Here is a 24,680-nt window from a genome sequence, read left to right as displayed (position 1 = left end):
GATCAACGTCAATCCTAGACGTAGAACCTGCTAAATCAGGCAGACACGTGGCGTAAAGGTGCGTGCGTGTTCCCATCAAGGCCACGGCCGCGAGCCGATCGACAGGCCGGATACATAGGAGCGACATTCCGCTATCCCTGCACGCCTCATTTGCGAAAGCAGCCGGTCCATATAAAGGGTCGTTCTCTGCTTAGCCTCATGGCGGCTCGAGAGAGATGGACGCTAGGAGCCATTCTCGTCGACGGTAGCCCACCCGACCTTGCCACCCGTCCCAGGCAGCGCGCTGCGTTCGCCCGGGGAACGAAGAATATGCGCCTTCGCAATCATGTGGGCGCTCACTGGTGCGGTTAGGAAAAGAAAGATCGTGATCAGCAGCTCATGTATCGAAAACTGGCCGCGCACGAGGAGGAAGTACAGCATCGACGCGACCAGGATCGACCCGATGCCGAGCGTGGTCGCCTTGGTTGGCCCATGCAACCGGCGCATCAGGTCGGGCAGCTTGGCGAGCCCGAACGATCCGACAAACAGGAAGAACGCGCCGATCAGGATCAGGCCGGCAATGAGTGCTTCTGACAGGGGATGCATCGTTGCGTCCTTATTCGATCACGTTGCCGCGCAGGAGATATTTGCAGAAGGCCACGGTCGTTACGAAACCCACCATGGCAAAGAGCAATGCGGCCTCGAAATACATGGTGGTGCCGTAAAGAATTCCCACCAGAACGATCAGAGCGATCGCATTGATCACCATCGTGTCGAGTGCCAGCACGCGATCCGTCACGTCCGGGCCGATGGCAAGGCGGTAGAGGTTCATCAGCAGGGCGGCGCCGACAATCCCAAGGGCGATGGCGCAGGCGGTGGCGATCATTCGAAAATCCTCTTGAGCCGCTGTTCGTAGCGCGTCTTGATCCGCGCGATTGTCGCTTCGGGATCGTCCGTTTCAAGGCAATGCACCAGCAGCGCGCGGCCGTCGGCGCTGACGTCGGCGGTAACCGTGCCGGGCGTCATGGTTATCGTTCCGGCCAATACGGTGATCGCCTCAGGTGTGGTCAGGACCAGCGGCACGGTGATGTAGCGTGTGCGCAACCGGTCGCCGCGCCGGAACAGGACCAGATAAGCGACCTGCACGTTGGACACGACGATGTCCCAGAGCACGATCAGAAGGTACTCGATGACGACAAGTGGAGCACGCATCCGAGGGCGCCCGGGCCAGTAAGCGCTCGTGGCTTTCGGGATGAGAAGCCCGAGCACGAGGCCGATCATTGCTTGCGCGATCGACACATCATTGTTCAGCAGCACCCAGACTACGGTGATGAGAATTGTCAGCAAAGGGTGCGGGACAAGACGCGTCAGCATGACTACCTCCCCGCCGCACGGATGCGCGCATCCGCACCGAGCACGGCTCGGACATAGGGATCGGGATCGAGCGCCTGCCGGGCGATCCCCTCGAGAGACCGCACAGCAGAGCCGGCTGCGACCGACAGTCCAGCGGTTCCTGCCAGCAACAGTCCGACCACCATGATCGGCAGCAACGACCGGCGATCTGGTTCCTCCATGACGTTGTTCGCGTCACGGCTCTTCCAGAACAGGGTCGAGCCGGCGCGCGCAAAGCCGACGATCATCAACAGGCTGGTGCCGAGAATGGCGAACCAGATCAGCGGCCAGCCTGGCGCGCCGCGCAGCGCCTCCAGGACCATAAGCTTGCCGATGAATCCGGACAGCGGAGGCATGCCGACCGCCGCGATGGCGGCCAGAAAGAACAGCCCGCCGATCAGCGTCGCACGCTGGATCTCGCGCGCCGGGATCAGGCGATCGAGCCATTGCGCGCGCCGTTCGGCCACTAGGTCGGCGAGCAGGAACAGCGCCGCTCCGGTCAACGTGCTGTGGATGAGGTAATAGAGCGCGGCTGTCACCCCGGCGAGATCGAAGGTCCCGAGCGCAATCAGCAGAGTGCCCATCGAGGCGACGACCCAGAAGCAGACGAGATCGCGCAACGTCCGGCTCGCCAGCATGCCGACCGAACCGAATACAAGGCTTACGATAGCCGCCGGCAGAATCCAGGGATTGGCCAGTTGCGCCAGCGCGCCGGCCTCGGTGCCGAAGATCAGTGCATAGACGCGCAGGATCGAATAGGCGCCGACCTTGGTCATGATCATGAACAAGGCCGCCGACGGCGCCGATGTCGACGCATAGGTGGCCGGCAGCCACCAGTGCAGCGGCACCAGCGCGGCCTTGATGGCGAACACGATCAGCAGCATCAGTGCGCCGCTTTTCAACAGCGCCTGATCGGCGGCCGCGACCTGCGCCACCTTGCCGGCGAGATCCGCCATGTTGAGTGTTCCGGTCACCGCGTATATCAGGCCGACCGCGAACAGGAACAGGGTCGAGGCCACCAGGTTGATCGCCACGTACTGAAAGCCCGCCTTCAGCCGCGGCGCGCCGCCGCCGTGCAGCATCAATCCATATGAGGCGATTAGCATCACCTCGAAGAACACGAACAGATTGAACAGGTCTCCGGTCAGAAAGGCCCCGTTGATACCCAGCAGCTGAAACTGGAACAGCGCGTGAAAATGCCGTCCCTGGGCGTCCCAGCCCTTGACGGCATAGAGAAGGACCAAAAACGCAAGCGCCGACGTCAGCACCAGCATGGTGGCCGAAAGACCGTCGAGCACCAGCACGATTCCGAACGGCGCGGGCCAGTTGCCGAGCCGGTACGCGCGCGGCTGCCCGTCGTTCGCCAGCACGAACAGTCCGATCGTGATCGCGAGCAGCGCCGCGGTCGCCGCCACGGACACGATGCGCTGACGCGCTAGGTCGTGGCGCAGCGCCAGGATCAGGAGCGCGGCGGTCATCGCAGGCAGGATGGCGGGAACGACGATCCAGTTGCTCATGCAGGCGAGCCCACGCGTACTGGGTCCGGCTTTTCGCGCGGAGCCTGCGCGTCGTCGAGCGTGTCGAGATCGACCCGGTCGGAACCGGTTTCCAGAAAACCGCGCAAGGCGAGGACCATAATAAGCGCTGTCATGCCAAACGAGATCACGATCGCCGTCAGCACCAGTGCCTGCGGCAGCGGATCGGTATAACCGGCAGCATCCGGACTGATGATCGGCGGGCGGTTGATCGCGAGGCGCCCGATCGCGAACAGGAAGACGTTTGCCGCATATGACAGGAACGTCAGCCCCACGATAACCGGGAACGTCTGGCCGCGCAGCAACAGGTACACGCCGACCGCAACAAGAACTCCCGTAGCACTGGCAACGAGCACCTCCAAGTCACTTCTCCTGTCGGACTGGGTCTGCGATGGCAACCGTGCCGTTTGGCTCAATCGCGAAGTGGATGTCCATTGGACTGTCGGTGTCGGGGGAGCGTTCCGCTCGCTGCGCGATCCGCGAAATCTGGGCGAGCGAGAGGATCGTCACGCCGACGACGGTCAGGAATACGCCGAGGTCGAAGGCCACGGCCGATGCGATCCCGAATTCACCCATCACTGGCAAATGCAAATAGTCGTAGGCGCTGGTCAGGAACGGGCGTTCGAACACCCAGGAAGCAATGCCGGTCAGACCGGCGATCGCTATGCCGCCGCCGATCAGCGCGTGCGCGTCGAAAGGCCTGCGCTCGGCCGCCCAAACGTAGCCGCTGGCCATGTATTGGGTGATCAGCGCGATGGCCACGATCAGGCCCGCAATGAAGCCGCCGCCGGGCTGGTTGTGGCCGCGCATGAAGATGTAGGCGCCGACCGTGAGCGCAAGGGGCAGGAGTACGCGGGTGGCAACCACCAGGATCATCGGGTGCGCGTCCTTGGCCTCCTCGACCATGCGCAAGGCTGCGAGCCGGCGCGCGGCGGCGCCCTTAAGCGACTTGTCGAGCAGCGCGAAGATCGTGATGGCCGCGATGCCCAGAACGATGATTTCACCGAACGTGTCGAAGCCGCGGAAATCCACCAGAATGACATTGACGACATTGGTGCCTCCTCCGCCGGGTTTCGACTCGGCCAGATGATAGGCCGATATCGAGTCGAAGCCGCGGGTCATCACCGCATATGCCAGGCCGGCGATTCCAATGCCCGCGACAGACGCGACGCCGGCGTCGCGCCAGCGCGCCAGCGGGCGGGTCTCGCGCGCGCTCGTCCTCGGCAGGAGATTGAGCGCGAGCAGCAACAGGATGGTCGTCACCACCTCGACGGAAATCTGCGTGAGCGCCAGATCCGGTGCCGAGAACTGCATGAAGCCGAGCGAAACCACCAGGCCGACGACGCTGGTCAGGATCAAGACCAGAATGCGATCGTGGTGCTGCAGGGCGACCGCGATGCTAGCGCCGATCAGCGCGATCCAGGCAATGACGGCGGGCACCGTCATCGGTAGCGTCGGACGCGTGCCTTCGCCATGGTTGACGCTCCAGAAGCCAACCGCGCCGAGAACCACAATGACACCGACAATGACGCCGACATAGCGTTGCAGCGACCCGGTATGCGTGGCATCAATCCAGCGCCGGGCCGTCAGCGCGACGGCACCGATTGCTGCCTCGAACATGGTCTTCGCATCCGGACGCAGCAGAACGAGCCGAATGGCGTTGAGCCGGTGATAGATGAAGAACGTGGCAGCGCCTCCGGCGAGCGCGACGAGACTGATGAGCAGTGCCGGGGTGATGCCGTGCCATAAGGCGAGGTGATATTCGGGCAACGGCCCGCCGACGACCGCGAGCGCGGTGCGTTCGACGATCGCCCCGGCGAATGTCGCCGGCATCAGGCCGATTGCAAGCACCGGCAGGACCAGCACGGCAATCGGCAGCCACATGCCCGCGGATGGATCGTGCGGACGGGCCGGGTAATCGTGTCGCCTGGGCCCGAGAAACGTCCTGATGCCCAACCGCGCCGAATAGGCGACCGAGAGCAAGGTCGCCAGCCCGGCCAGCGCCGGGAACAGCCAGGGTGTACCCAGATAGGACGTCTGCGCGACCTGTTCGAGCATCATCTCCTTGGATAGAAATCCGTTGAGCAGCGGAATCCCTGCCATCGAGGCCGCCGCGATCAGCGACAGCGTGGCCGTGATCGGCATCAGCGTGAGCAGCCCCCCGAGTCGGCGAATGTCGCGCGTGCCGGCCTCGTGATCGACCACGCCGGCGCTCATGAACAGTGCCGCCTTGAAGGTTGCGTGATTGAGAATGTGGAAGACTGCCGCGACAGCCGCCATCGGCGTGCCAAGCCCCAACAACATGGTCATCATGCCGAGATGGCTGACGGTCGAGAACGCAAGCACCTGTTTCAGATCGTCCTTGAAAATCGCGATCCACGCCGCGATCAGCATCGTTACCATCCCGACCGGCGCCACGATCATGAACCACGTATCGGTGCCGGCCAGGGCAGGCCACAGACGCGCTAGCAGGAACACACCGGCCTTCACCATGGTGGCCGAATGCAGGTAGGCGGAAACCGGCGTCGGAGCGGCCATGGCGTGCGGGAGCCAGAAGTGGAACGGGAACTGCGCCGACTTGGTGAAAGCGCCACCCAATATCAGCAGAAGCGCCGGCACATATAGCGGTGAAGCCTTGATCTGCGCGCCGCGCGCGAGGATTTCGGTGAGTTGGTAGGAGCCTGCAATGTGCCCGAGCAGCAGCATGCCGGCGATCAGCGACAGTCCGCCTCCGGCCGTGATGATCAGAGCCATACGGGCTCCCTGGCGTGCTTCGGGCAGATGCCGCCAGTATCCGATCAGCAAAAACGACGTGAGGCTCGTCAGTTCCCAAAAGACGAGCAAACCCAAGATGTTATCGCTTAGCACGATCCCGACCATCGCGCCTTGGAACAGCAGCAGATAGGCGTAGAAGCGCCCGATCGGGTCGTTCCGGCCGAGGTAGAAGCGCGCATAGATGATGATCAAAAGCCCGATGCCGAGGATGAGCGCGGCGAAGAATAGTCCAAGTCCATCCAGAAAGAATGAAAACGACAGACCGATCTGCGGCAACCATTCAACTTGCGTCCGAAGGACCTCGCCGCGGTAAACCGCGGGCGCCCGGGAGAGCAGAAGCACCAGCGCCGCGAGAGTGACAACGCCGGTCGCAGCCGCGCAGGCGTTTCGTCCCGAGCGCTCCAGCAGCGACGGAAGCACCGCACCGAAAAAGGGAATGAGGGCAATGAGCCACAACGTCATTCGGGGGACTCGCTGATTGCAGCGCAGCTCGGCCCCAGTTTCATGGCCGCACGTCGCAGCGATAAGTCAGGATATCCCAGAAACACTGGAGCAAATGAAGCACGTTCGGCAACCCGCTGCAATTGTCGCATCCCCGAACGTCTGTGTTCGGGGAGCCGGTGCGACCTCCGGTCGCGGGCGGAAATGGTAGGATTGTCCCCGACCAAATGCGCTAGACTGCCGCCTAACGCCCGTTCTCGGGCCCCGCGGAATCGACATTCGCCTCCGGAGCAGCCTGTGATAGGACCCTTGCTGGGGAGCATGAAAAAGTTGGGGGTCGTCAGGCAGCCAGCTTGAATGCATGGAGATGCTAGTCCTCCCAGCCGAAGGCGAACTGGATTGTTCGGTGCAGCGCGTAGAGTGTCATTGCCTCCGCGACGAGCGGCCGGCGCAGCCTTGCTCTTGCGGCTGCGCGGACGGGCGCTGGCGCCCACCGCCAGCGTGTAAGCGGAGGAGCGGTGTCGCCCGAAAAAGCCTAGCGCGTATATCGATGATGCGCTATATAGATATCCAAAGGAGATATCCACATGGCTCTTTTCATTCGGGATGCCGAAGTCGACGCGCTGGCGGAAGAAGTCCGAAAGCTCACCAAAACGAGAACAAAGACCGAAGCAGTGCGGCAGGCCCTGCGAACGCAGCTCGCGCAAGCGCGGCGGATACTCCCCGTCAACGAGCGCCTGGCCCGTTCAAAGGCGCTGGCCGATGCCATGGGCCCGAGCGATCCCACCTTCGATATGAAGGCCTATACCGACGAGATGTGGGGCGAGGCCTGATGTTCCTCGATGCATCTGTTATCGTCGCGATCCTCGGCCGCGAGCCCGGATTCGAGGAAATAGAAAAGCGGTTGTCAGTGTCCGACGGGGCGTTTTTCGTTTCGCCTCTGGTGAAGTTCGAGGCATCAGTGGCCTTGGCGCGGCAGAAGGCATTCGTGGCCGGACCGAACACCAAGCCGTCGCCGGCCCTGCTGCAGCAGGCAGAACTTGCGGTGAGCGCATTCGTTGATGACCTCGATGCCCAAGAGGTGCCGATCTCGCCAGAGATCGGGAAGCAAGCGATCAACGCCAGTGTGGCCTATGGAAAAGCCGTTGGGCATGTCGCTGATCTCAACTTCGGCGACTGTTTCGCTTACGCGTGTGCCAAGGTGCTGGGCGTGACACTTCTCTACAAGGGTAATGATTTCGCCCACACCGATCTCGCATAGCGTGGCTACCGACGACGGGGTGCCGCGGCGGATGGGACCATTCTAATCTCCAGGAGTCCTCAGTCCCGAGGACCGATTTTCCGAAACCTCTCGAAAACCAGCAGTTTGCTTTTGCGCACGCCGTCTTCAAGCAGGCTTCCGGTTGCCAGATGAGCGGCAATGGCGCTGGCTAACATGCAGCCCGTCCCGCGCATCGATCCGGCAAGACGCGGCGCATCGAAGCGGATGGGCTCGTGACCGGAGCGCAGCAGGATGTCCGTGGATCGACATCCCGCGGCGTGGCCGCCCTTGATCAGCAGGGCGTGCAACCCAGCGGCGATCAGCAATTTTTGACCTTGTTGCAATGCGCCGTCCTCGTCCATGGCCTGTTCCGAGCCGGCAAGGACAGCCAGTTCGATGAGGTTGGGTGTGGCGAGACGGCAAAGCGGGATGAGTTCATGCTTCAGGACGCCGATGGCGCCTGGTTCCAGAAGCGGCCTACCCGAAGAGGAGGCCAGCACCGGGTCGAGCACTGCCGGTATCTGTGGGTTTTCGCGCAGCACATCCGCGACGGCGACGATGATTTGCTCCGTTGCGAGCATGCCGATTTTGATGGCCGCTACCTCGTTGGCTTGCAGCGCGGCACGCATCTGATCGGCCACCAGATCGGGTTGCAAATTGTGGATTTCCGTGACGGCTTCATGCGTCTGCACCGTCACGGTGGTAACGGCAAGGCAGGTGCGCACGCCGAGGATCGAGATCGTCTCGATGTCGCGGGCTATGCCGGCGCCGCCGCTGGAGTCCGATCCGCCGACGACCAGCACATGCGGTTCGCGCCTCAACGCCATTGGTCTGTCTTTTCGATCCACTCGCGCGTTCGCGCTTCCGGATCGGCGTTCAATGTTATGTCGGTCACGACCGCCGCGCTGTCCGCACCAGCGCCGAAGACACCCTCGAGCCGGTCGGGGTTGAGCCCGCCAATCGCAACCAGAGGTGTCGGCGCGATCCGGCGCTTCCATTCGCCAATCCGTTCGAGCCCCTGCGGCGCCCATTTCATCTGCTTCAGGATGGTCGGATAGATTGGGCCGAGCGCGATATAGTCCGGTCTTGCGGCAAGGGCTGTCTCGAGTTCGAGATGATCGTGCGTGCTGAGGCCGAGACGAAGACCTGCAGCCCTTATCCGGGTAAGGTCCGCCGCTTGCAGATCCTCCTGCCCGAGATGAATGAAGTCGCAACCCTCCTCGATCGCCAGCCGCCAGAAGTCATTGATGATGAGCTGGCATTTGTAGCGGGCGCACAAGGCCTTCGCCTTGCCGATCTCGGCGCGCAGCGCAGCCTCGTCGAGGTTCTTGACGCGAAGCTGCACCACCCTGACGCCGAGCGGCGCCAGCCTTTCGATCCAGGCGGCGCTGTCGACGATCAGATAAAAAGGGTCGATGTTCATTGAAAGACAGCCTGGCCAATTGTCGGCGTCGATGGGACGGCGACGTCGCGCGGCTCGAGCAGACCCGAGCGATAGGCCTCACGGCCGGCATCGACTGCCTTGCCGAATGCCCGCGCCATGCCGACCGGCTCGGCCGCCCTGGCCACCGCCGTATTGAGGAGCACCGCGTCGAAGCCGAGTTCCATCACGAGAGCCGCGTGAGATGGGCGGCCGATGCCCGCATCCACGATCAGCGGGACATCCGGGAAATGGCCGCGCATCGAACGGAGCGCGGTGACATTTACCGGCCCGAGCGCCGAACCGATCGGCGCGCACCACGGCATCAGAACCTTGCAGCCCATCCCCAGCAGCCGCTCGGCGACGACGAGATCGTCCGTGGTATACGGGAATACGGCAAAACCGTCTCCGCACAGGATTCGCGCGGCCTCGACCAAACCGAAGACGTCAGGCTGCAGCGTGTCATGATTGCCGATCACCTCGAGCTTGATCCAGTTCGTGCCGAAGATCTCGCGCGCCATCTTTGCGGTGGTGACGGCTTCCTTGACGGAGTGGCAACCGGCGGTGTTGGGCAAGACGTGCAGACGCAGCGATTGGATGAGCGACCAGAATTTCTCTCCACCCCTGCCGCCGCCTGCCATTTCGCGGCGCAATGAGACGGTCACCGCGGATGCGCCGGATGCCTTGACCGCATCGGCAAGAATGGCGGGCGAGGGGTACTGTGCGGTGCCGAGAAGCAGGCGCGACGGAAGCTTCGTTCCGTAAAGCTCGAGCACGTTGCTAACCTCCTTGCATGGGTGAGAGAATTTCGATCTGGTCGCCGTCCTTCAACTGGAACAGCGTCCGCTCAGTCGCATGCACGAGCTCGCTGTTCACGGCCGTTGCAAGCCAGTTGCCCTCGTAGTCGAGCGCAGCGAGAAGCTCCGCCAGGGTGGCGGTGGCGATCTCATGCGCTTCGCCGTTGACCGTCAGTTTCATCAGCAAGCTCCACTGGTTTGTCAGGTTCGAAAACAAGCTCGGCCGCCCGGCACGCCATGGCGGGGGCCAGAAGGAAACCATGGCGGTAGAGCCCGTTGACCGCGATGGTCTTTCCGCTCGTTTGGACGCGCGGCAGGTTGTCGGGAAAGGCCGGGCGAACACCGACGCCGGTCTCAACGATCGTGGCCTCGCCGAAGGTGGGATGAACCGAATAGGCGCCATTCAGGAGTTCCATCATCGAGCGCGCCGTGACCGGTCCCGTGGACAGACTCTCGATCATCGTTGCGCCCGCCATGAAATGGTGGTCGGCGCGCGGCGCCAGATAGAGCGGCAAGCGCGGGTGCAGCAGCCTGACCGGGCGCGACAGCGAAATATCCGGCGCGCGCAGGATCAGCATCTCGCCGCGAACGCCGCGAAGCCTTTCATCGCGGGACGCCATTCCCGTACAGTCGATCTCGCGGTCGAAACCCATCATGTGCTGGGCATCCATTCCGAAGCGGAATTCGACGCCGCTTCCGGCGAGCTTTTCATGCAGCGTCGCCATGGCACGGCGTGGATCGAGATGGGCTTCGCCCGGGAAGAACAGCCCGCGACGGAAACGGCCGGCGAGATCGGGTTCCAGAAGCGCAATTTCGTCTTCGTCGACCCGCCGATGGCCCAACGTGCGACTTGCAAACCGGTCGAGTTCGCCCACATCCCGCGGCATCGCCAAAACGAGCGTTCCGGCCCGCGTGACATGACCCGGCAGCACCGCATCCCACCAGTCGGCGGCGTCGCGTCCGAGATCCAGCACCGGCTGCCCGGCGCTTTCGCGCTCGCACCAAGGCGCCAGCATGCCGCCGGCCATCCATGATGCATTGCCGGCAAGGCCTTGCCTGGCCTCGGCGACGGTCACCGCCGCGCCGCGGGCGGCGAGTTCGAAAGCGGCGGTAAGGCCGGCGACGCCGGCCCCTTTGACCAGCACCCTCATGATGGCTCCGACGCCTTCGGCATGGGCGGTTCGCCGTTCACCGGCATATACAGATCGCCGCCCTCGCGGTATTTCGCCGCCATCGCCGCCATGCCCTCTTTCTGGGCCTCGGCCCGAATGTCGTGGGAGATGCGCATCGAGCAGAATTTCGGTCCGCACATGGAGCAGAAATGCGCCAGCTTGTGCGCCTCCTTCGGCAAGGTCTCGTCGTGGAAGGAGCGCGCCGTTTCAGGGTCGAGCGACAGGTTGAACTGGTCCTCCCAGCGAAATTCGAACCGCGCCCGCGACAGTGCATCGTCACGCAGCTTCGCTGTCGGATGACCCTTGGCGAGGTCGGCGGCGTGAGCGGCTATTCTGTAGGTGATGACGCCGGTCTTGACGTCGTTGCGGTCAGGGAGACCGAGATGCTCCTTGGGCGTGACGTAGCAGAGCATGGCCGTGCCGTACCAGCCGATCATCGCCGCCCCGATGCCGGAGGTGATGTGGTCGTAGCCCGGCGCGATATCCGTCGTCAGCGGCCCGAGCGTGTAGAACGGAGCCTCGCCGCAGACTTCGAGTTGCTTGTCCATATTCTCCTTGATCTTGTGCATGGGGACATGGCCCGGCCCCTCGATCATGACCTGGCAATCCCTGGCCCAGGCGATCTTGGTCAGCTCGCCAAGCGTTTCCAGTTCGGCGAATTGCGCCGCGTCGTTGGCATCGGCGATCGAGCCGGGACGAAGGCCGTCGCCAAGCGAAAAGGACACATCATAGGCGCGGCAGATGTCGCAGATTTCTTCGAAATGCTCGTAGAGGAAGCTCTCGCGGTGATGATGCAGGCACCACTTGGCCATGATCGAACCGCCCCTGCTGACGATGCCGGTGACCCGGTCGACCGTCAGCGGGACATAGTGCAGCCGTACGCCGGCATGGATCGTGAAATAGTCGACGCCCTGTTCGGCCTGTTCGATCAGCGTATCGCGGTAGACTTCCCAGGTCAGATCCTCCGCGATGCCACCGACCTTTTCGAGCGCCTGGTAGAGCGGGACAGTACCGATCGGCACCGGAGAATTGCGGATAATCCATTCGCGGATGTTGTGGATGTTGCGGCCGGTGGACAGGTCCATAACGGTGTCGGCTCCCCAACGGGTCGCCCAGACCATTTTTTCGACCTCTTCGGCCATCGAGGAGGTGACCGCGGAATTGCCGATATTGGCATTGATCTTCACCAGGAAATTGCGGCCGATGACCATCGGTTCGCTCTCCGGGTGGTTGATGTTGGCGGGAATGATCGCCCGTCCGCGCGCCACCTCGTCGCGCACGAATTCCGGCGTGATGAAGTCCGGGATCGCCGCGCCGAAAGACTCGCCGTCGCGCTGCATCCCGCCGCGTAAGCTCTCGCGGCCGAGATTTTCGCGTATGGCGACGAACTCCATTTCGGGAGTGATGATCCCGGCGCGCGCATAGGCAAGCTGCGTCACCGCCTTGCCCGCCCCGGCCCTGAGCGGTCGGTGGCGGACAGGAAATTCCGGCGTCAGCCGTTCGCCTGACACGAACCCATTATCCTCCGCCCTGACACTGCGGCCTTCCTGGAATTCGACGTCGCCGCGCGCCTTGATCCACGCGTGCCGGAACCGGGCAAGTCCGTTCTCGATGCTCGTTTCGACGGTCGGATCCGTATAGGGGCCGGACGGATCATAAACGGTGACGGGTGGTTCGCCTGCCGTCGGATGGACGGCGATTTCCCGCATCGGCACCCTGATCTGCGGGTGGATCGTGCCGGGTTTGTGGATCTTCCTGGAGGCGGGCAGCGGTCCCGTCGAGACAGTGGGGGTAATGGCATTCATTTGAGGCTCCTTTGCTCATGCATTGGAGACCCAGTTCTGTGCCGGAAGGATGAAAAAACGCTTTGGCCGGCCTGCTTACAGGTTTTCGGGCATGGATTCCCGCAAAGCGCTTGCACCGTCCCTACGCCAGTATGAACTGGATCAGGTTCAACGGGTCACTGCGCCGCGAAAGCCAGCAGTATCTCAGCCCCTTGCCGGGACTCCCCTGGTGAATGCGTTAAATTGAGCGGGCGATCGCCATCTTGTCAAGCGCATTCGGCCCATCAGTCGGCACGCCAGCCGGGCGGGCAGAATCCGCGCCCGCGTAGAGCAACCGCGCGCCGGGCGTATAATCGAGGCCGATATCCAGGATCGGCGCGCTGTGGGTCAGCCAACCGACCGAAATCAGATCGACGCCCGTTGCGGCAATCTCCGCAGCCGTGTCCAACGTGATCCTGCCCGATGCCTCGGTGATTGCGCGGCCGGCAACCATTGCCACTGCTTGCTGCAGATCGTCGACCGACATGTTGTCGAGCAGCACAGCGTCGGGGGCGAACTCCAGCGCCTCCTCAAGCTGGGCTAGCGTGTCGACTTCGACTTCGATCTTGACCAGATGGCCGGCACCAGTCCGCGCCCGCTCGATGGCAGCGCGAATTCCGCCAGCAATGGCGATGTGGTTGTCCTTGATGAGGATCGCATCATCGAGGCCGAAACGGTGATTGGAGCCGCCGCCGGCGCGCACGGCATTTTTTTCCAGCGTCCGCAGACCGGGCGTCGTCTTGCGCGTGCAGACGATCCTCGCGCGGTACTCGCGAACCGCGGCGACCATTGATGCGGTCGCGGTTGCGATGCCGCTCAAATGGCATAAAAAATTGAGCGCTGTCCGTTCGGCCGTGAGCATGGCGCGGGCGGGGCCGCTTACCGACGCAATGATCTCGCCCTGCCCAACATGGCTGCCGTCTGCCCGCTCCATCACCATTTCGAGGTCCTGGTCGACAAGCCGGAACGCGAGCATCGCGGGATCTAGTCCGGCGACAACTCCGGCCTGGCGCGCAACCAGAACGGTCGTCGCACGATGATCCTTCGGCACGATGGCATCAGTGGTCAGGTCGCCCGCTCGGCCGAGATCTTCCACAAGTGCCGCCCTGACCGCTGGCTCAAGCATGATGGCGGGAAGCGGCGAAAGCTTCATCGTATCGCCTCTTCAAGTGTTGGCGAGCATGCGAGTTCCTGGGCTGCCGCCACCGCGGCGTCGAGCGTGAGTTCCGAACGGCGGGCAACGGCCGCGCGGTGCGGAAAGTCCGTCCGGTAGTGAGCACCGCGACTTTCCTGGCGTAGCAAGGCGGCAACTGCGATCATCAGTCCGACGGCCGCGGGACCTGATGCCGTGGCAAGCGGCAGCAACGCGCGTATAGCGGCTTTCAGCCCTTCGCCATCGCGTGCGACGCCAAGTGCGCCCGACAGTAGGGGGCGCAAAGGCATTGGATCAGGCCAATCCTGATTGCGGGCAATCGCTGGTTTTCGTCGGCCGCAAGGCGAACTCGCCACGCTTTCGGCGACCCAGCGCGCGCACACGACAGCCTCGGTCAGCGAGTTGCTGGCAAGCCTGTTGGCGCCGTGCAGCCCGGTTGAGGCGACTTCACCGCAAGCCCAAAGTCCCGAAACCGAAGTGTGGCCGGCTTCATCCACGGCCACGCCCCCCATGTGATAGTGCTGGGCCGGCCGTATGGGAATGAGGCCACGCGCCGGATCGATGCCGGCGCGCCGGCAGGCTGACGCGATCGTCGGAAACTGCCGCGCGAATGTCGGGCCGGGTTTTTCTCGCGCATCGAGAAAGACGCGGTGGCCGTTCGAAAGATGTTTCCAGATGGCGCGCGCGACAACGTCGCGTGGCGCAAGTTCGCCACCTTGCACGCCTTTGAGGAAGCGCTGGCCTGTTTCGTCAACGATCGTCGCGCCTTCGCCGCGAACCGCTTCGCTGATCAGCGGCATCGGGCGATCCGGCCCGTCAAGCGCGGTCGGATGGAACTGGATGAATTCCAGGTCAGCAAGGACGGCACCCGCGCGCGCCGCAAGCCCCAGACCTTGTCCGCAACTGCCCAAAGGGTTGGTGGTGTCGAAAAACAGTCCGCCAATCCCGCCGGTGGCGAGGATGACCCGTCCCGTACCGAAGAACAGGGGACCTGTCGGACAGCTTGCCAGCACACCAGCGATCGCATTGTCCTCCACAGCCAGCCGGCGCGCCTCTGCGCCCTCGATGACCGTAATCGAAGGGGTGGATCGCACCGCCGCAACAAGCGCGCGCATGATCTCGCGTCCACTGCCGTCGCCGCCGGCATGAACAATACGCCGCCGGCCGTGTGCGGCTTCCAGCCCGAGAAGCAGCGCTCCCTCTGGCGTCCGGTCAAAGCGAACGCCTTGGCACGCCAGATCTTCGATTGCGGCCGGCGCCGCCTGCACGATGAGCCGCGCAACTTCCACGTCGCAAAGCCCGTCGCCCGCGGCGAGCGTATCGGCAAGATGGAGCGAGGGGGCGTCGTCGGAGCCAAGGCTGGCGGCAAGCCCGCCCTGTGCCCATGTGCTCGATGCGTCTGCTCCAAGCGGCGTTCTCGACAGCAGGGCTACCGGCTCGGGTGCCATGTGGAGCGCCGTCATCAGCCCGGCAATGCCGCCGCCGACGATCACCGGCCGGCCGCCAAGATTGCGGATCTGCGTGTTCATACGGCCAGCATCCGTTCGACCGCAAGCCGTGCTCGGGCTGCAATCTCGGGCTCGATCCTTACCTCATGCCTGTTCTGCTCGAGCGCCAAATGGATGTTGGCGAGCGTTATCCGCTTCATATGCGGGCAGAGATTGCAGGGCCGGATGAACTCGACGTCGGGATGCTCCACCGCGATATTGTCGCTCATCGAGCATTCCGTCATCAGCACGACCCGAGGCGGCTTTTGGCTTCCGACATAATCGGACATTGCGGCCGTCGAACCCGAAAAATCGGCTTCCACGACCACGTCGGGCGGACATTCGGGATGAGCAAGCACCGTCACGCCCGGGTGATCCTCCCGCAGTTGCCTGATGTCGGCTGGCGTGAATCGCTCATGCACCTCGCAGTGACCCTTCCAGGCGATGATCTCGACGTCAGTCTGCGCGGCGATGTTCTGGGCCAGGTATTCGTCGGGCAGCATGATCACTCGAGCAACGCCGAGAGATTCGACCAAGATCTTCGCATTGCTCGACGTGCAGCAGATATCGGACTCTGCCTTCACTTCGACCGATGTGTTGACATAGGTGACGACCGGCACGCCCGGGTATCGTTGCCGAAGTAGGCGGACATCGGCAGCAGTGATAGAGTCTGCCAGCGAGCAGCCCGCCTTCAGGTCCGGGATGAGCACCGTCTTTTTCGGATTGAGCAGCTTTGCCGTCTCGGCCATGAAGTGCACCCCGGCAAGCACAATGACATCCGCTTCGACCGCCATCGCCTTGCGGGCCAGCGCCAGGCTGTCGCCGACAATGTCAGCCACGCAGTGGAAGATTTCCGGTGTCTGATAATTATGCGCCAGAATGACGGCGTTTCGCTGTCGTTTCAGCTCGAGGATGGCATCGATGTCGTCTGCAAACACCGGCCATTCGATGGGCGGGATGACCCGCCGCACCCGATCGTAGAGAGCGGCCGTGCGAGTGGAGGCCTTGAGCATTCTATTATGCTCCAGATGAGTATAATTATGGCATATGCTTATCTTGAGCATAAGAAATGTCAAGCGCGTGAAAGCGGCAATTTCGTCCCTGCGGCAGTTCGTTCTGCCAACACCGTCTGGCGAAAGCGGAAGCGCTTGGCAGGACGCCCTCCTGTGTCGGACATCGTCTCGCCTGTCTCCTCGACCAGGTCCTGCTGCTCGATGAGGCGCCGGAAATTCTGCTTGTGAACGAGTCTGCCAGCCAGCGCCTCCACGGTTCGCTGCAGCTGCAGCAGTGTGAATATCGGCGGCATCAGTTCGAACACGACGGGGCGGTATTTGATCTTGGTCCGAAGCCTGGCGATCCCCGTCGCCAGAATACGGCGATGATCGGCGATCATCGGCCGACCGGGAATCGGCGACGCGCCGCCCGTGTTCAAGCTGCGCACGGCTTCCGCCACCAGCGCGGCTTCGTAGAGCAGCTCGTAACGCTGCAGGGCAAGTTCCTCGTTCCAGTCGCGATCGTCCAGGCCAAAGGCGATTGCGACGCGCTGCCAGCGATCGTGACGCGTGTATGGGTTATCTGCTTCGTCAGCCCAGGCCCGCAGTCGGGGCATGACGACGTCCGGCAGCATAAGCGGCACCCCTGCGCGGTGATCTTCCCACGGAAAATAGTTGTACCAGCCTTGCCAACCATGCATTGGCGAACGCTCTGCCTGTTCTTCCCGCGTCAGGCCAAGATAGCTGATCGAGATCACTCGTTGCATACGCTCGTCGCCGATCCGGTCGCGATCGGCGAAGGTATATAGCTGCTCGATGTAGCCCAGCCGATGACCAGTCTGCCGCTCCACCCAGGCCCTCAGACCCGACTGCAAGGAGCGATGGCCGAATTCAAAAGGGCCAGACGGCAAAGCACCCGCTTGCCCGATGGTCAGGACGCGCGGCTCACCATTCGTCACGGCAATCACAACGGCGATCAGGTCCGCACTGATGGCCTGGCCCCGAGCGCTTCTTGCGGTCTGCTTCGTCGTCTTATCTTGCATTAGGTTCGATGGAATTCCGAAGGCACCCGGACGGGCAAGCTGAGCGAAAGGTGAACTGCTACCTCCTGCCCGTCAACGTCTAGCACGGAATGACAGGTGCAGTTTCAACGTGAAGGAATTGGAGGAAAGATCGGATCCGAGACCTCTCGCGAATGGTGACGCCGATCCATGTCAACGAATGCTGCGGGAATTGCGCGAACGCAGGCTTCTCGAGTTCCGCCAAGGTCATGTCAGCGTGCTCTATCGACTTGGCGTAACGAAATTTGCCGAGCTCGATGACGGATATGTCTATAATTGACGCTATAGTGGCCTATGACGCCAAGGCGCGACGCCTGAATTTCGCATAGCCGGATCACAATTAAGCCTTGAGTTTTTGCGCTTCCGGCAATAGCTAGGTGCTACCAGGCCGGGCCCCTCTGGCAGTCCATCGGGACTGTGATGTCGGACTGGAATTCCAATCCGGGTGGCCTGGCGTTGAGATCTCTTCAGCTGTAGCGGCATTCTCTTGTCATACGCGGTGTCCGCGTTGCTCTACGGTTATGCTCGCAAGCCGCGTCACCCCTAGCTGAACGCAAGGGTGCCGTATGACAGAATTCTTCAGTCCCGAAGCACTGACCGCTCTTTTGCAGGTCATCATGATCGACCTGGTGCTGGCCGGCGACAACGCCATCGTTATCGGCCTTGCCGCGGCCGGGCTCCCCAAGGAGCAGCGCAGAAAGGCGATCGTCATTGGCATTATCGCAGCGACCGTTCTGCGCATCGGCTTTGCCGCCGCCACAACCCAACTCCTGCAGATCGTCGGCTTGCTGCTGGCCGGCGGTGTGTTGCTGTTGTGGGTATGCTGGAAGATGTGGCGCGAGCTCCGGCAAAACCATGCGCAGGAAGCACAGGCGATCGAAGCGCTTTCGGAAAGTGACGTCGACCACGACGGCATCGTTGCCGGCAAAGCTCCACGCAAGACCCTGGCGCAGGCAACCTGGCAGATCATCGTCGCCGACGTCTCCATGTCGCTCGATAATGTTCTGGCGGTTGCGGGTGCCGCCCGCGAGCACCCGAACGTGTTGATCTTCGGCCTTATCCTCTCGATCGCGCTGATGGGCATTGCCGCAAGCTTCATTGCCAACCTGCTTCAGAAGCATCGCTGGATTGCCTATGTCGGCCTGGTGATCATCCTCTACGTAGCAGGCGACATGATCTATCGCGGTGCTCTTGAACTTATGCCTCACGTCGCGGGCTCTTAAAACGCAAAAGACAGGCGGGCCGGAACAACGTCGTTCCGGCCTGCAGATGTTCGAGACTAGCTTTACGCCGACGACCAGGCGCACTCGCTCGATCCGGCGGTAGAAGGAAGCCCTCGTGCTCAGATCCGTGTGAGCCGCGGTTTGCCCTCACGCAAACGGCCAAAACGGAAGGCATCCGAAACGGCTGAGCGGACCATAAGCATCTCGCCTATCGTTTCGTGTGTCATGAGCCCCACCAGCCGTTCGGAATTGTCCACGACGGCAACGGCAGGCACGTCTGACTGCTGCATGAGCCGCAGGCTTTCCTCGAGGCTTTTTCGGTAATGTATCTTCGGGATATCGTTGCGCATTGCGCTCGTAACCGGTGCAGCGGGTCCCTTTTCCTTCAATGTCCGGATCATGTCGTCGCGTGTCACCAATCCCTGGAGATGGCCAGCGGAGTCGATGACGGGGAATTCGTGCTGCGTGGTGGCGAGCAGCATCTCGATCGCCTCGTCGAGCGTCGCCGACCGTTCCAGCCGGGCGAACTCGGTGATCATCACATCCCCGACCAGGACGCTTGTGGCAACCTCCCGGATCTGTGCGTTCTGCGCTTCCGCAGCCGCGGCGAGATAGACGAAGATGCCGATGAAGATGAGCAGCGGGTTGTAGAACAGCCCAAGGAAACCGAAGACGAAGGCCAATCCTTGCCCGATCGAAGCGGCGATCTGGGTCGCGCGCGACCAGGAAAGGCGGGCGGCCAGCGCGGCGCGCAGGATACGGCCGCCATCCATCGGGAAGGCCGGGATCATGTTGAAAAGCACCAGGAAGACATTGACCCCTGCAAGCCTGGCGAGAAAATTCGTACGCGGATCCTCGATCCCGGCCATCTGTTCGACACCTACCGCGCCCCCGAGCAAGGCGAAGATCAGCGCGGCGATCGCGACATTGACCAGCGGCCCCGCGATCGCGATCACGAACTCCTGTCCCGGCTCTTCCGGCATGCGTTCGAGCCTGGCCACGCCGCCGATCGGTAAAAGCGTAATGTCGGGCGTGCTGATGCCGAAGTACCGTGCGGCGGCGATGTGGCCGAACTCATGCAGGACCACGCAGGCAAAGACGGCAATGATGAAGGCAACGCCTTCCCAAGCCGCTGGCGCGCCGCCGATCCGATAATGCGTCAGCCAAATCCAGACGAGCAGAAGCAGGAAGGTAAAGTGAACGCGCACGGTCGTGCCTGCGATCGTCCCGAGGTTCAGCGACCAACCCAAATCCATTCACTCCGAAAGGCCACCCTTCATCATAGGCCTTGGCGGGACGCTTGCAATCGTCCGAGAATATCTGCGCTCATCTATATCGTCTGCAACTGCCGGCCACCCAGGCTGCGAGATGCCGCTTGGCACACATGGCACGCCTGGCTGACGAGTTTGTCCGGCGGGGAGCCAGCATTGGCCGGCGCCCCCCGGGACAGAAGATGCTGACCGGGCGCTAACATGTCACGGTGTCAGTCAGTGAGCGGTTTGCGAATGCTCGCCGCCCGGCTTCGAGATGCCGCTTAAAGCCTCTCCCGCTTCTGCCGCTTCGCCGTTGGTCGCGAGATCCCCAAGGGAGATGATGCCGACGAGCCTCTTGTCGCGGTTCAAAACCGGTAGCCGACGCACCCGCAGGTCGCCCATGTTCTCAAGCACCTGCTCGACGTCTTCGTCTTCGAAGCAGTATTTGACCTCCCGGCTCATGACATCACGCACCTTGGCGTCAGGTCCCTTTCCCGATGCTACGCCGCGGATTGCGATATCACGATCGGTGATCATCCCGACCAGCCGATCGTTGTCGCCCACTGGCATCACCCCGGCGTCGAGCTTGCCCATCATCTTCGCTACTTCGCCAAGGGACTGTTCGGGGTTCGCGATCTGGACATTCCTCGTCATGCAGTTGCCGACTTTCATGGCAATCTCCCTTTGCTTGATGCCCCGTCGCCGATTCGGTGTTTATGACCCAAGGAACGAACTCTTCGGCGGTAACGTTCCGTTGAATCTGGATTGAGTGACCCGCAGCAGATTTTTCACCTGTGGCTGGGAGGGCTTGGAAAACCTGCATCGCCGGAATCTTGCGGCATATCTTTGACGCAAAGTCGACCCCCAACGCGCTCCAATGCGCCAATCGCCGTAAACGCTGCGGCAGCGATATTTTCCGTCACGGCGAAGGCATGGACGCGGCCATCGCTGCCAAAGTTCTCCGTTTGGACTCGGCTTTGCACCAATGCATTTGTCGAATCGCCGATGACTGGCCGAACTGGAACCTCGATGGGCGATACGACGTTTCAGAAGGACAGCGCAGTCAACGGAGAAGTCGAATGCAGCCCTTAGCCGCAAATTCCGCCCGCCGCCGCAGCGCGCTTGCGATCACCCCGTTCAATGGAACCGTGACGGTCAGGTTCTCAGACGCGATCATTGCCTCGACCGAGCGGGCAAAAGTGCTTTACGAAGAAAGACATGATCCTGTTTTCTATATCCCTTTCGAGGATATCTATTTCGACCTTCTGGAGAAGACGAACACGACAACGCGCTGCCCATTGAAGGGCACGGCGAGCTATTGGCGGGTTCACGCGGTCGGCGGATCGGCTGACGACTTCATGTGGGCTTACGAGACGCCCGACACCCCTGCATTGGCTATCGCCCGCCATGGCGCCTTCGATCCCGACAAGGCGCGCATCGATGCCGATCCTGCCGAGGACAAGCGGCATACGCCTCACATCCCCGAGTAGAAAGCGTTTGGATTTTCACATCGGCCGGTCACGCCCCAGGCGGCGATCTTTGCGTCAATCGGCGAACTCTTCGTCGAGGATCCGCAAGCCGTCTTCATATTTCGATGTCGAGGTGCCAACCTGCCGTGCCTGCCACAGATTGTCAGCGAGATCCGCGCGCTTGACCGGCAGCGCCAATGGGTTGGCCGCTGCCCTGCGCACGAAAGCGGGGTCGTCCTCGTCTGGCCTGCGTGTCATGGCATCGACTGCCGACACGATGGATGTTCCGAAACCAGCCGCCTCGAGCCGATCGCGGTCCCAACCCTCTCCCTTCTCGAGAACGTCGTGAAGGTAGGCAACGGCCTTCTCGTCGAGTGTTTCGACGGCGTCAACGACCCTGCGGCAATGTTCGATATAGGGCCGTCCGGTCTTGTCGGTCTGCCCGGCATGAGCCTGTTCGGCGATTTTTGCCGCGCGGTAAAACATGCTCATCGTGTCGATCCTTGCGTTGCCCCCGATCGTCAATAGCCTCCGATAATCGGCAATATTTCGCCGGTGATGTAACTCGAGCAGTGCGGCGAGGCGAGAAACACATAGGCGGGCGCGATCTCCTCCGGTTGCGCCGGCCGTTTCATTGGCGTGTCTGCGCCAAATTTCGAAACGTCGCCGGCTTGCTTGTCCGACGGGTTGAGTGGCGTCCACACCGGACCCGGTGCCACGGCGTTCACCCTGATGCCCTTGCTGATCAGGTTGCCCGAGAGCGCGCGCGTGAAGGCATGAATGCCGCCCTTGGTCATTGAATAATCGACAAGTTGCTTTGAACCCTCGATACCGGTTACGGAGCCGCTGTTGATGATCGCCGAACCGGGCTTCATATGCGGCACGGCCTCCTGCGCCATGTGGAAATAGCCGTAGAGGTTGGTCTTCAGCGTGGTGTCGAAATGCTCTTCGGTCAGATCGCCGAATTCGCTGGAATGGATCTGGAAAGCGGCGTTGTTGACCAACACGTCGATCCGGCCAAATTCCTTCACCACCTCGGCCACCGCTTTATGGCAGTGGTCGCGCTCGCTGACGTCGGCCTTGACCAGCATGCAGCGCCGGCCCTCGGCCTCCACGGCCGCCTTCGTCTTTTCGGCATCCTTGTCCTCGGACAGGTAGAGGATCGCCACGTCCGCGCCTTCGCGCGCGTAGAGAACGGCCACCGCTCGGCCGATGCCTGAATCGCCCCCGGTAATCAGCGCCACTTTGCCGTCGAGCTTCCTCGACCCGATATAGAACGGCGCATCGTAAAGGGGCGCCGGCTCGATTGCCCATTCGTGCCCCGGCTTCGGCTGGTGCTGTTTGGGAAAAGGCGGCTCGGGATATTTGCGTGCTCCGGCCTGCATGGCGCCTTGTTGCTTTCCGCTGGATTTCGATTTGTCCTTGGCATCGATCCGACGCTGTATATGGCGCTGCTTCGCAGCTTCGCCGGCAATCTCGGATTTCATCTGCATAGCTGTCTCCTTGGATTGGAGAATGAACAACGCATCTGCGGCGAAAAGGTTTATGCAATCATCATTCTTTCAGTCAGCGACGCGCCCGAGAAACGGCCGTTGCAGCCGCGGCAACGAGTGATGGCGCCACCTAGTTTTCGACAAAGCGCCGATGAGAATCGCCCTTCCAATTGGCAGCATGCGCCGAATGTTGTTCCTGATCGCAGGGAATCCAAAATCGACGGTGCGTACTGCCCAACTGGCAACAAATGACGCAGCCGGACGTTTGGGCACAAGCGGTGTCGAGAACCTGAAGGCGTCCTAGCCAGGCAAAAGGTATTCCAAGGCTGGTGACCTGAAGATTCTCCGCTTCTCGGCCGTACAGGCAATTTTGACACCGGATCGCCAAGGGAGACGAAGATGGCTGAAGATCATACCAAGCTAAACGGGCCGGATCTGGCCGAGGGCATCGCGTTGTCCGATCTTTCCGACGGTGGAAAGCTGGTCGGCCATTGCGGCGATGAGCAGGTGCTGCTGGTGCGCCGCGGGGCCGAGGTCTTCGCCATCGGGGCGACATGCACACATTATGGCGGGCCGCTCGTCGACGGTCTGGTGGTGGAGGATGCCGTCCGGTGTCCCTGGCATCACGCGTGCTTCGATTTGCGCACCGGCGAAGCCTTGCGCGCCCCTGCTTTCAATCCACTCGCTTGCTGGTCGGTGGAACAACGCGATGGTCGGATCTTCGTGGGAGAGAAGCGCAAACGGACGCCACCGAAGCAGCGCGATGGAGGCTCCGGCCAAATTCCTGAGAAGATCGTCATTGTCGGTGGCGGCGCGGCCGGTTTCGCGGCGGCCGAAAAATTGCGGCGCGAACACTATCAAGGCAGCATTGTCATGTTCAGCAACGACGAAGCGCCGCCGGTCGATCGGCCCAATCTTTCCAAGGATTACCTGGCCGGCAAAGCACCGGAGGATTGGATTCCGCTGCGCACAGAAGGCTTCTACTCAAAGAACGATATCGACCTGCGCCTCAATGCCAACGTTGCCAGCATCGACGCACGTTCCGGCGAGGTCGTGCTCGCGGACGGCGCCCGTATCCCTTACGACAGGCTGCTGCTTGCGACCGGAGCCGAACCGGTGCGCCTCACCATTCCCGGCGCCGACCAGCCACACGTTCACACGCTGCGCTCGTTTGCGGATTGCAAGGCGATCATCGCACAAGCCGCGACCGCACGCCGCGCCATCGTGCTTGGCGCCAGTTTCATTGGTCTGGAAGTTGCCGCGGCCCTGCGCTCGCGCGATATCGAAGTTCATGTCGTGGCGCCGGAAAAACGGCCCATGGAGCGGGTCCTGGGGCCGCAAATGGGCGACTTCATTCGCGCCCTCCATGAGGAGAATGGTGTCGTGTTCCATCTCGAGGACACCGCGAGCAGCATCGACGGCAAGAAGGTGAAACTCAGCAGTGGCGATACGTTGGCGGGCGATTTCGTCGTCGCCGGCATCGGCGTGCGACCGCGGACAGGGCTTGCCGAGACGGCGGGGCTCATCCTCGACCGCGGTGTCGTCGTGAACGCCTTTTTGGAGACGAGCGTACCAGGGATCTTCGCGGCGGGCGACATTGCGCGGTGGCCGGATCCTCACAGTGGCGAGAACATTCGGGTCGAGCATTGGGTGGTTGCGGAGAGGCAGGGGCGAACCGCGGCCCTCAACATGCTCGGCCATGGCGAGAAATTCGTCGCCGTGCCGTTCTTCTGGAGCCAGCATTACGATGTTCCCATCAACTATGTCGGCCATGCCGCGCAATGGGACGAGATCGCGGTCGATGGAGACATTGCCGCCAAGGATTGCCTGCTCCGCTTCAAGCGCGAAGGGCGTACACTGGCTATCGCTTCGATTTTCCGCGATACCGAAAGCCTAAAAGCCGAGGTGGAAATGGAGCGACAGATCACCTAGCGAAGGGATGCTGTTGAAAAGT

The 24,680-nt window shown here is 62.2% G+C and carries 25 protein-coding genes and 1 riboswitch; of the genes, 5 read left to right on the top strand and 20 right to left on the bottom strand.

Features of this window, described 5'->3' with window-relative positions; all coding sequences use genetic code 11:
• Positions 1–222: 222 nt before the first annotated feature.
• The 6 genes from IQ26_RS04680 to IQ26_RS04655 are packed head-to-tail and all read right to left on the bottom strand — an operon-like array spanning position 223 to position 6,143.
• On the bottom strand, positions 223–585 hold the full coding sequence (locus IQ26_RS04680) for a Na+/H+ antiporter subunit G (protein ID WP_145714327.1): 363 nt from the start codon (positions 583–585) through the stop codon (positions 223–225).
• A 10-nt stretch (positions 586–595) separates the two neighbouring features.
• Positions 596–865, bottom strand: coding sequence for a K+/H+ antiporter subunit F (locus IQ26_RS04675; RefSeq protein WP_145714324.1), 270 nt, complete (start codon positions 863–865; stop codon positions 596–598).
• Positions 862–1,353, bottom strand: a complete 492-nt coding sequence (locus tag IQ26_RS04670; protein WP_145714322.1) for a Na+/H+ antiporter subunit E — start codon at positions 1,351–1,353, stop codon at positions 862–864. Before IQ26_RS04670 ends, IQ26_RS04675 begins: the two co-directional genes overlap by 4 nt.
• 2 nt (positions 1,354–1,355) lie before the next feature.
• Entirely contained in the window at positions 1,356–2,888 is a 1,533-nt protein-coding gene (locus IQ26_RS04665) for a monovalent cation/H+ antiporter subunit D (protein ID WP_145714320.1), read from the bottom strand.
• Complete coding sequence (locus tag IQ26_RS04660) at positions 2,885–3,268, bottom strand: Na+/H+ antiporter subunit C (protein ID WP_145714316.1); 384 nt, start codon at positions 3,266–3,268, stop codon at positions 2,885–2,887. Before IQ26_RS04660 ends, IQ26_RS04665 begins: the two co-directional genes overlap by 4 nt.
• Before the next feature lies 1 nt (position 3,269).
• Positions 3,270–6,143 carry a monovalent cation/H+ antiporter subunit A gene (locus IQ26_RS04655; RefSeq protein WP_145714307.1) on the bottom strand — a complete coding sequence of 958 codons (2,874 nt, stop codon included), beginning with the start codon at positions 6,141–6,143 and terminating at the stop codon, positions 3,270–3,272.
• 566 nt (positions 6,144–6,709) lie between these two features.
• Here IQ26_RS04655 and IQ26_RS04650 point away from each other — a divergent pair.
• Together IQ26_RS04650 and IQ26_RS04645 are read left to right on the top strand one after the other, a co-directional pair.
• Positions 6,710–6,955, top strand: a complete 246-nt coding sequence (locus IQ26_RS04650; RefSeq protein ID WP_145714304.1) for a type II toxin-antitoxin system VapB family antitoxin — start codon at positions 6,710–6,712, stop codon at positions 6,953–6,955.
• Complete coding sequence (locus IQ26_RS04645) at positions 6,955–7,383, top strand: type II toxin-antitoxin system VapC family toxin (RefSeq protein WP_145714301.1); 429 nt, start codon at positions 6,955–6,957, stop codon at positions 7,381–7,383. Before IQ26_RS04650 ends, IQ26_RS04645 begins: the two co-directional genes overlap by 1 nt.
• Positions 7,384–7,442: 59 nt before the next feature.
• Here the strand turns inward: IQ26_RS04645 and IQ26_RS04640 are convergent, their stop codons facing one another.
• The 10 genes from IQ26_RS04640 to IQ26_RS04595 form a co-directional block, all read right to left on the bottom strand.
• Positions 7,443–8,210 carry a hydroxymethylpyrimidine/phosphomethylpyrimidine kinase gene (locus tag IQ26_RS04640; protein WP_145714298.1) on the bottom strand — a complete coding sequence of 256 codons (768 nt, stop codon included), beginning with the start codon at positions 8,208–8,210 and terminating at the stop codon, positions 7,443–7,445.
• Positions 8,201–8,806 (bottom strand): thiamine phosphate synthase, encoded by a 606-nt coding sequence (locus tag IQ26_RS04635; protein WP_145714294.1) that lies wholly within the window; start codon positions 8,804–8,806, stop codon positions 8,201–8,203. The genes IQ26_RS04640 and IQ26_RS04635 overlap by 10 nt, the downstream gene beginning before the upstream one ends.
• Positions 8,803–9,579, bottom strand: a complete 777-nt coding sequence (locus tag IQ26_RS04630) for a thiazole synthase (RefSeq protein WP_145714290.1) — start codon at positions 9,577–9,579, stop codon at positions 8,803–8,805. The genes IQ26_RS04635 and IQ26_RS04630 overlap by 4 nt, the downstream gene beginning before the upstream one ends.
• A 4-nt stretch (positions 9,580–9,583) precedes the next feature.
• Positions 9,584–9,781, bottom strand: a complete 198-nt coding sequence (gene thiS / locus IQ26_RS04625) for a sulfur carrier protein ThiS (RefSeq protein ID WP_145714287.1) — start codon at positions 9,779–9,781, stop codon at positions 9,584–9,586.
• The gene (gene thiO, locus IQ26_RS04620; protein ID WP_145714278.1) at positions 9,750–10,751 is read right to left on the bottom strand and encodes a glycine oxidase ThiO; all 1,002 of its coding nucleotides are present in this window, start codon (positions 10,749–10,751) and stop codon (positions 9,750–9,752) included. Before thiO ends, thiS begins: the two co-directional genes overlap by 32 nt.
• Complete coding sequence (thiC, locus tag IQ26_RS04615; protein WP_145714273.1) at positions 10,748–12,577, bottom strand: phosphomethylpyrimidine synthase ThiC; 1,830 nt, start codon at positions 12,575–12,577, stop codon at positions 10,748–10,750. The genes thiO and thiC overlap by 4 nt, the downstream gene beginning before the upstream one ends.
• A 100-nt stretch (positions 12,578–12,677) precedes the next feature.
• Positions 12,678–12,794: riboswitch (TPP riboswitch) on the bottom strand.
• Positions 12,795–13,748: a carboxylating nicotinate-nucleotide diphosphorylase gene (gene nadC / locus IQ26_RS04610; RefSeq protein ID WP_145714268.1), complete on the bottom strand. Its 954-nt coding sequence runs from the start codon at positions 13,746–13,748 to the stop codon at positions 12,795–12,797.
• Entirely contained in the window at positions 13,745–15,277 is a 1,533-nt protein-coding gene (locus IQ26_RS04605; protein WP_145714263.1) for an L-aspartate oxidase, read from the bottom strand. The genes nadC and IQ26_RS04605 overlap by 4 nt, the downstream gene beginning before the upstream one ends.
• On the bottom strand, positions 15,274–16,248 hold the full coding sequence (nadA, locus tag IQ26_RS04600) for a quinolinate synthase NadA (protein WP_145714249.1): 975 nt from the start codon (positions 16,246–16,248) through the stop codon (positions 15,274–15,276). Before nadA ends, IQ26_RS04605 begins: the two co-directional genes overlap by 4 nt.
• Positions 16,249–16,307: 59 nt before the next feature.
• Positions 16,308–17,270 carry an NUDIX hydrolase gene (locus IQ26_RS04595; protein WP_145714238.1) on the bottom strand — a complete coding sequence of 321 codons (963 nt, stop codon included), beginning with the start codon at positions 17,268–17,270 and terminating at the stop codon, positions 16,308–16,310.
• Between the two features lie 584 nt (positions 17,271–17,854).
• On the opposite strand from IQ26_RS04595, the gene IQ26_RS04585 reads away from it, so the two are divergent.
• Complete coding sequence (locus tag IQ26_RS04585; RefSeq protein WP_145714224.1) at positions 17,855–18,511, top strand: TerC family protein; 657 nt, start codon at positions 17,855–17,857, stop codon at positions 18,509–18,511.
• Between the two features lie 119 nt (positions 18,512–18,630).
• Here the strand turns inward: IQ26_RS04585 and IQ26_RS04580 are convergent, their stop codons facing one another.
• Together IQ26_RS04580 and IQ26_RS04575 are read right to left on the bottom strand one after the other, a co-directional pair.
• Complete coding sequence (locus IQ26_RS04580) at positions 18,631–19,767, bottom strand: site-2 protease family protein (RefSeq protein ID WP_407660217.1); 1,137 nt, start codon at positions 19,765–19,767, stop codon at positions 18,631–18,633.
• A gap of 231 nt (positions 19,768–19,998) precedes the next feature.
• The gene (locus tag IQ26_RS04575) at positions 19,999–20,436 is read right to left on the bottom strand and encodes a CBS domain-containing protein (RefSeq protein ID WP_145714210.1); all 438 of its coding nucleotides are present in this window, start codon (positions 20,434–20,436) and stop codon (positions 19,999–20,001) included.
• 407 nt (positions 20,437–20,843) lie between these two features.
• On the opposite strand from IQ26_RS04575, the gene IQ26_RS04570 reads away from it, so the two are divergent.
• Positions 20,844–21,254 carry a DUF427 domain-containing protein gene (locus tag IQ26_RS04570; protein WP_145714196.1) on the top strand — a complete coding sequence of 137 codons (411 nt, stop codon included), beginning with the start codon at positions 20,844–20,846 and terminating at the stop codon, positions 21,252–21,254.
• A gap of 54 nt (positions 21,255–21,308) precedes the next feature.
• Here the strand turns inward: IQ26_RS04570 and IQ26_RS04565 are convergent, their stop codons facing one another.
• The gene (locus tag IQ26_RS04565) at positions 21,309–21,725 is read right to left on the bottom strand and encodes an HD domain-containing protein (protein ID WP_145714176.1); all 417 of its coding nucleotides are present in this window, start codon (positions 21,723–21,725) and stop codon (positions 21,309–21,311) included.
• 29 nt (positions 21,726–21,754) lie between these two features.
• Positions 21,755–22,726 (bottom strand): SDR family oxidoreductase, encoded by a 972-nt coding sequence (locus tag IQ26_RS04560; protein ID WP_145714170.1) that lies wholly within the window; start codon positions 22,724–22,726, stop codon positions 21,755–21,757.
• A gap of 399 nt (positions 22,727–23,125) precedes the next feature.
• On the opposite strand from IQ26_RS04560, the gene IQ26_RS04555 reads away from it, so the two are divergent.
• Complete coding sequence (locus tag IQ26_RS04555) at positions 23,126–24,658, top strand: FAD-dependent oxidoreductase (RefSeq protein WP_145714165.1); 1,533 nt, start codon at positions 23,126–23,128, stop codon at positions 24,656–24,658.
• Positions 24,659–24,680 lie beyond the last annotated feature (22 nt).

It is taken from the genome of Mesorhizobium tianshanense (assembly GCF_007830515.1).
GTDB classification, from domain to species: Bacteria; Pseudomonadota; Alphaproteobacteria; order Rhizobiales; family Rhizobiaceae; genus Mesorhizobium; species Mesorhizobium tianshanense.
Note: the sequence above shows the minus strand (reverse complement) of the source record. Positions and strands in the feature narration are given on the sequence as shown.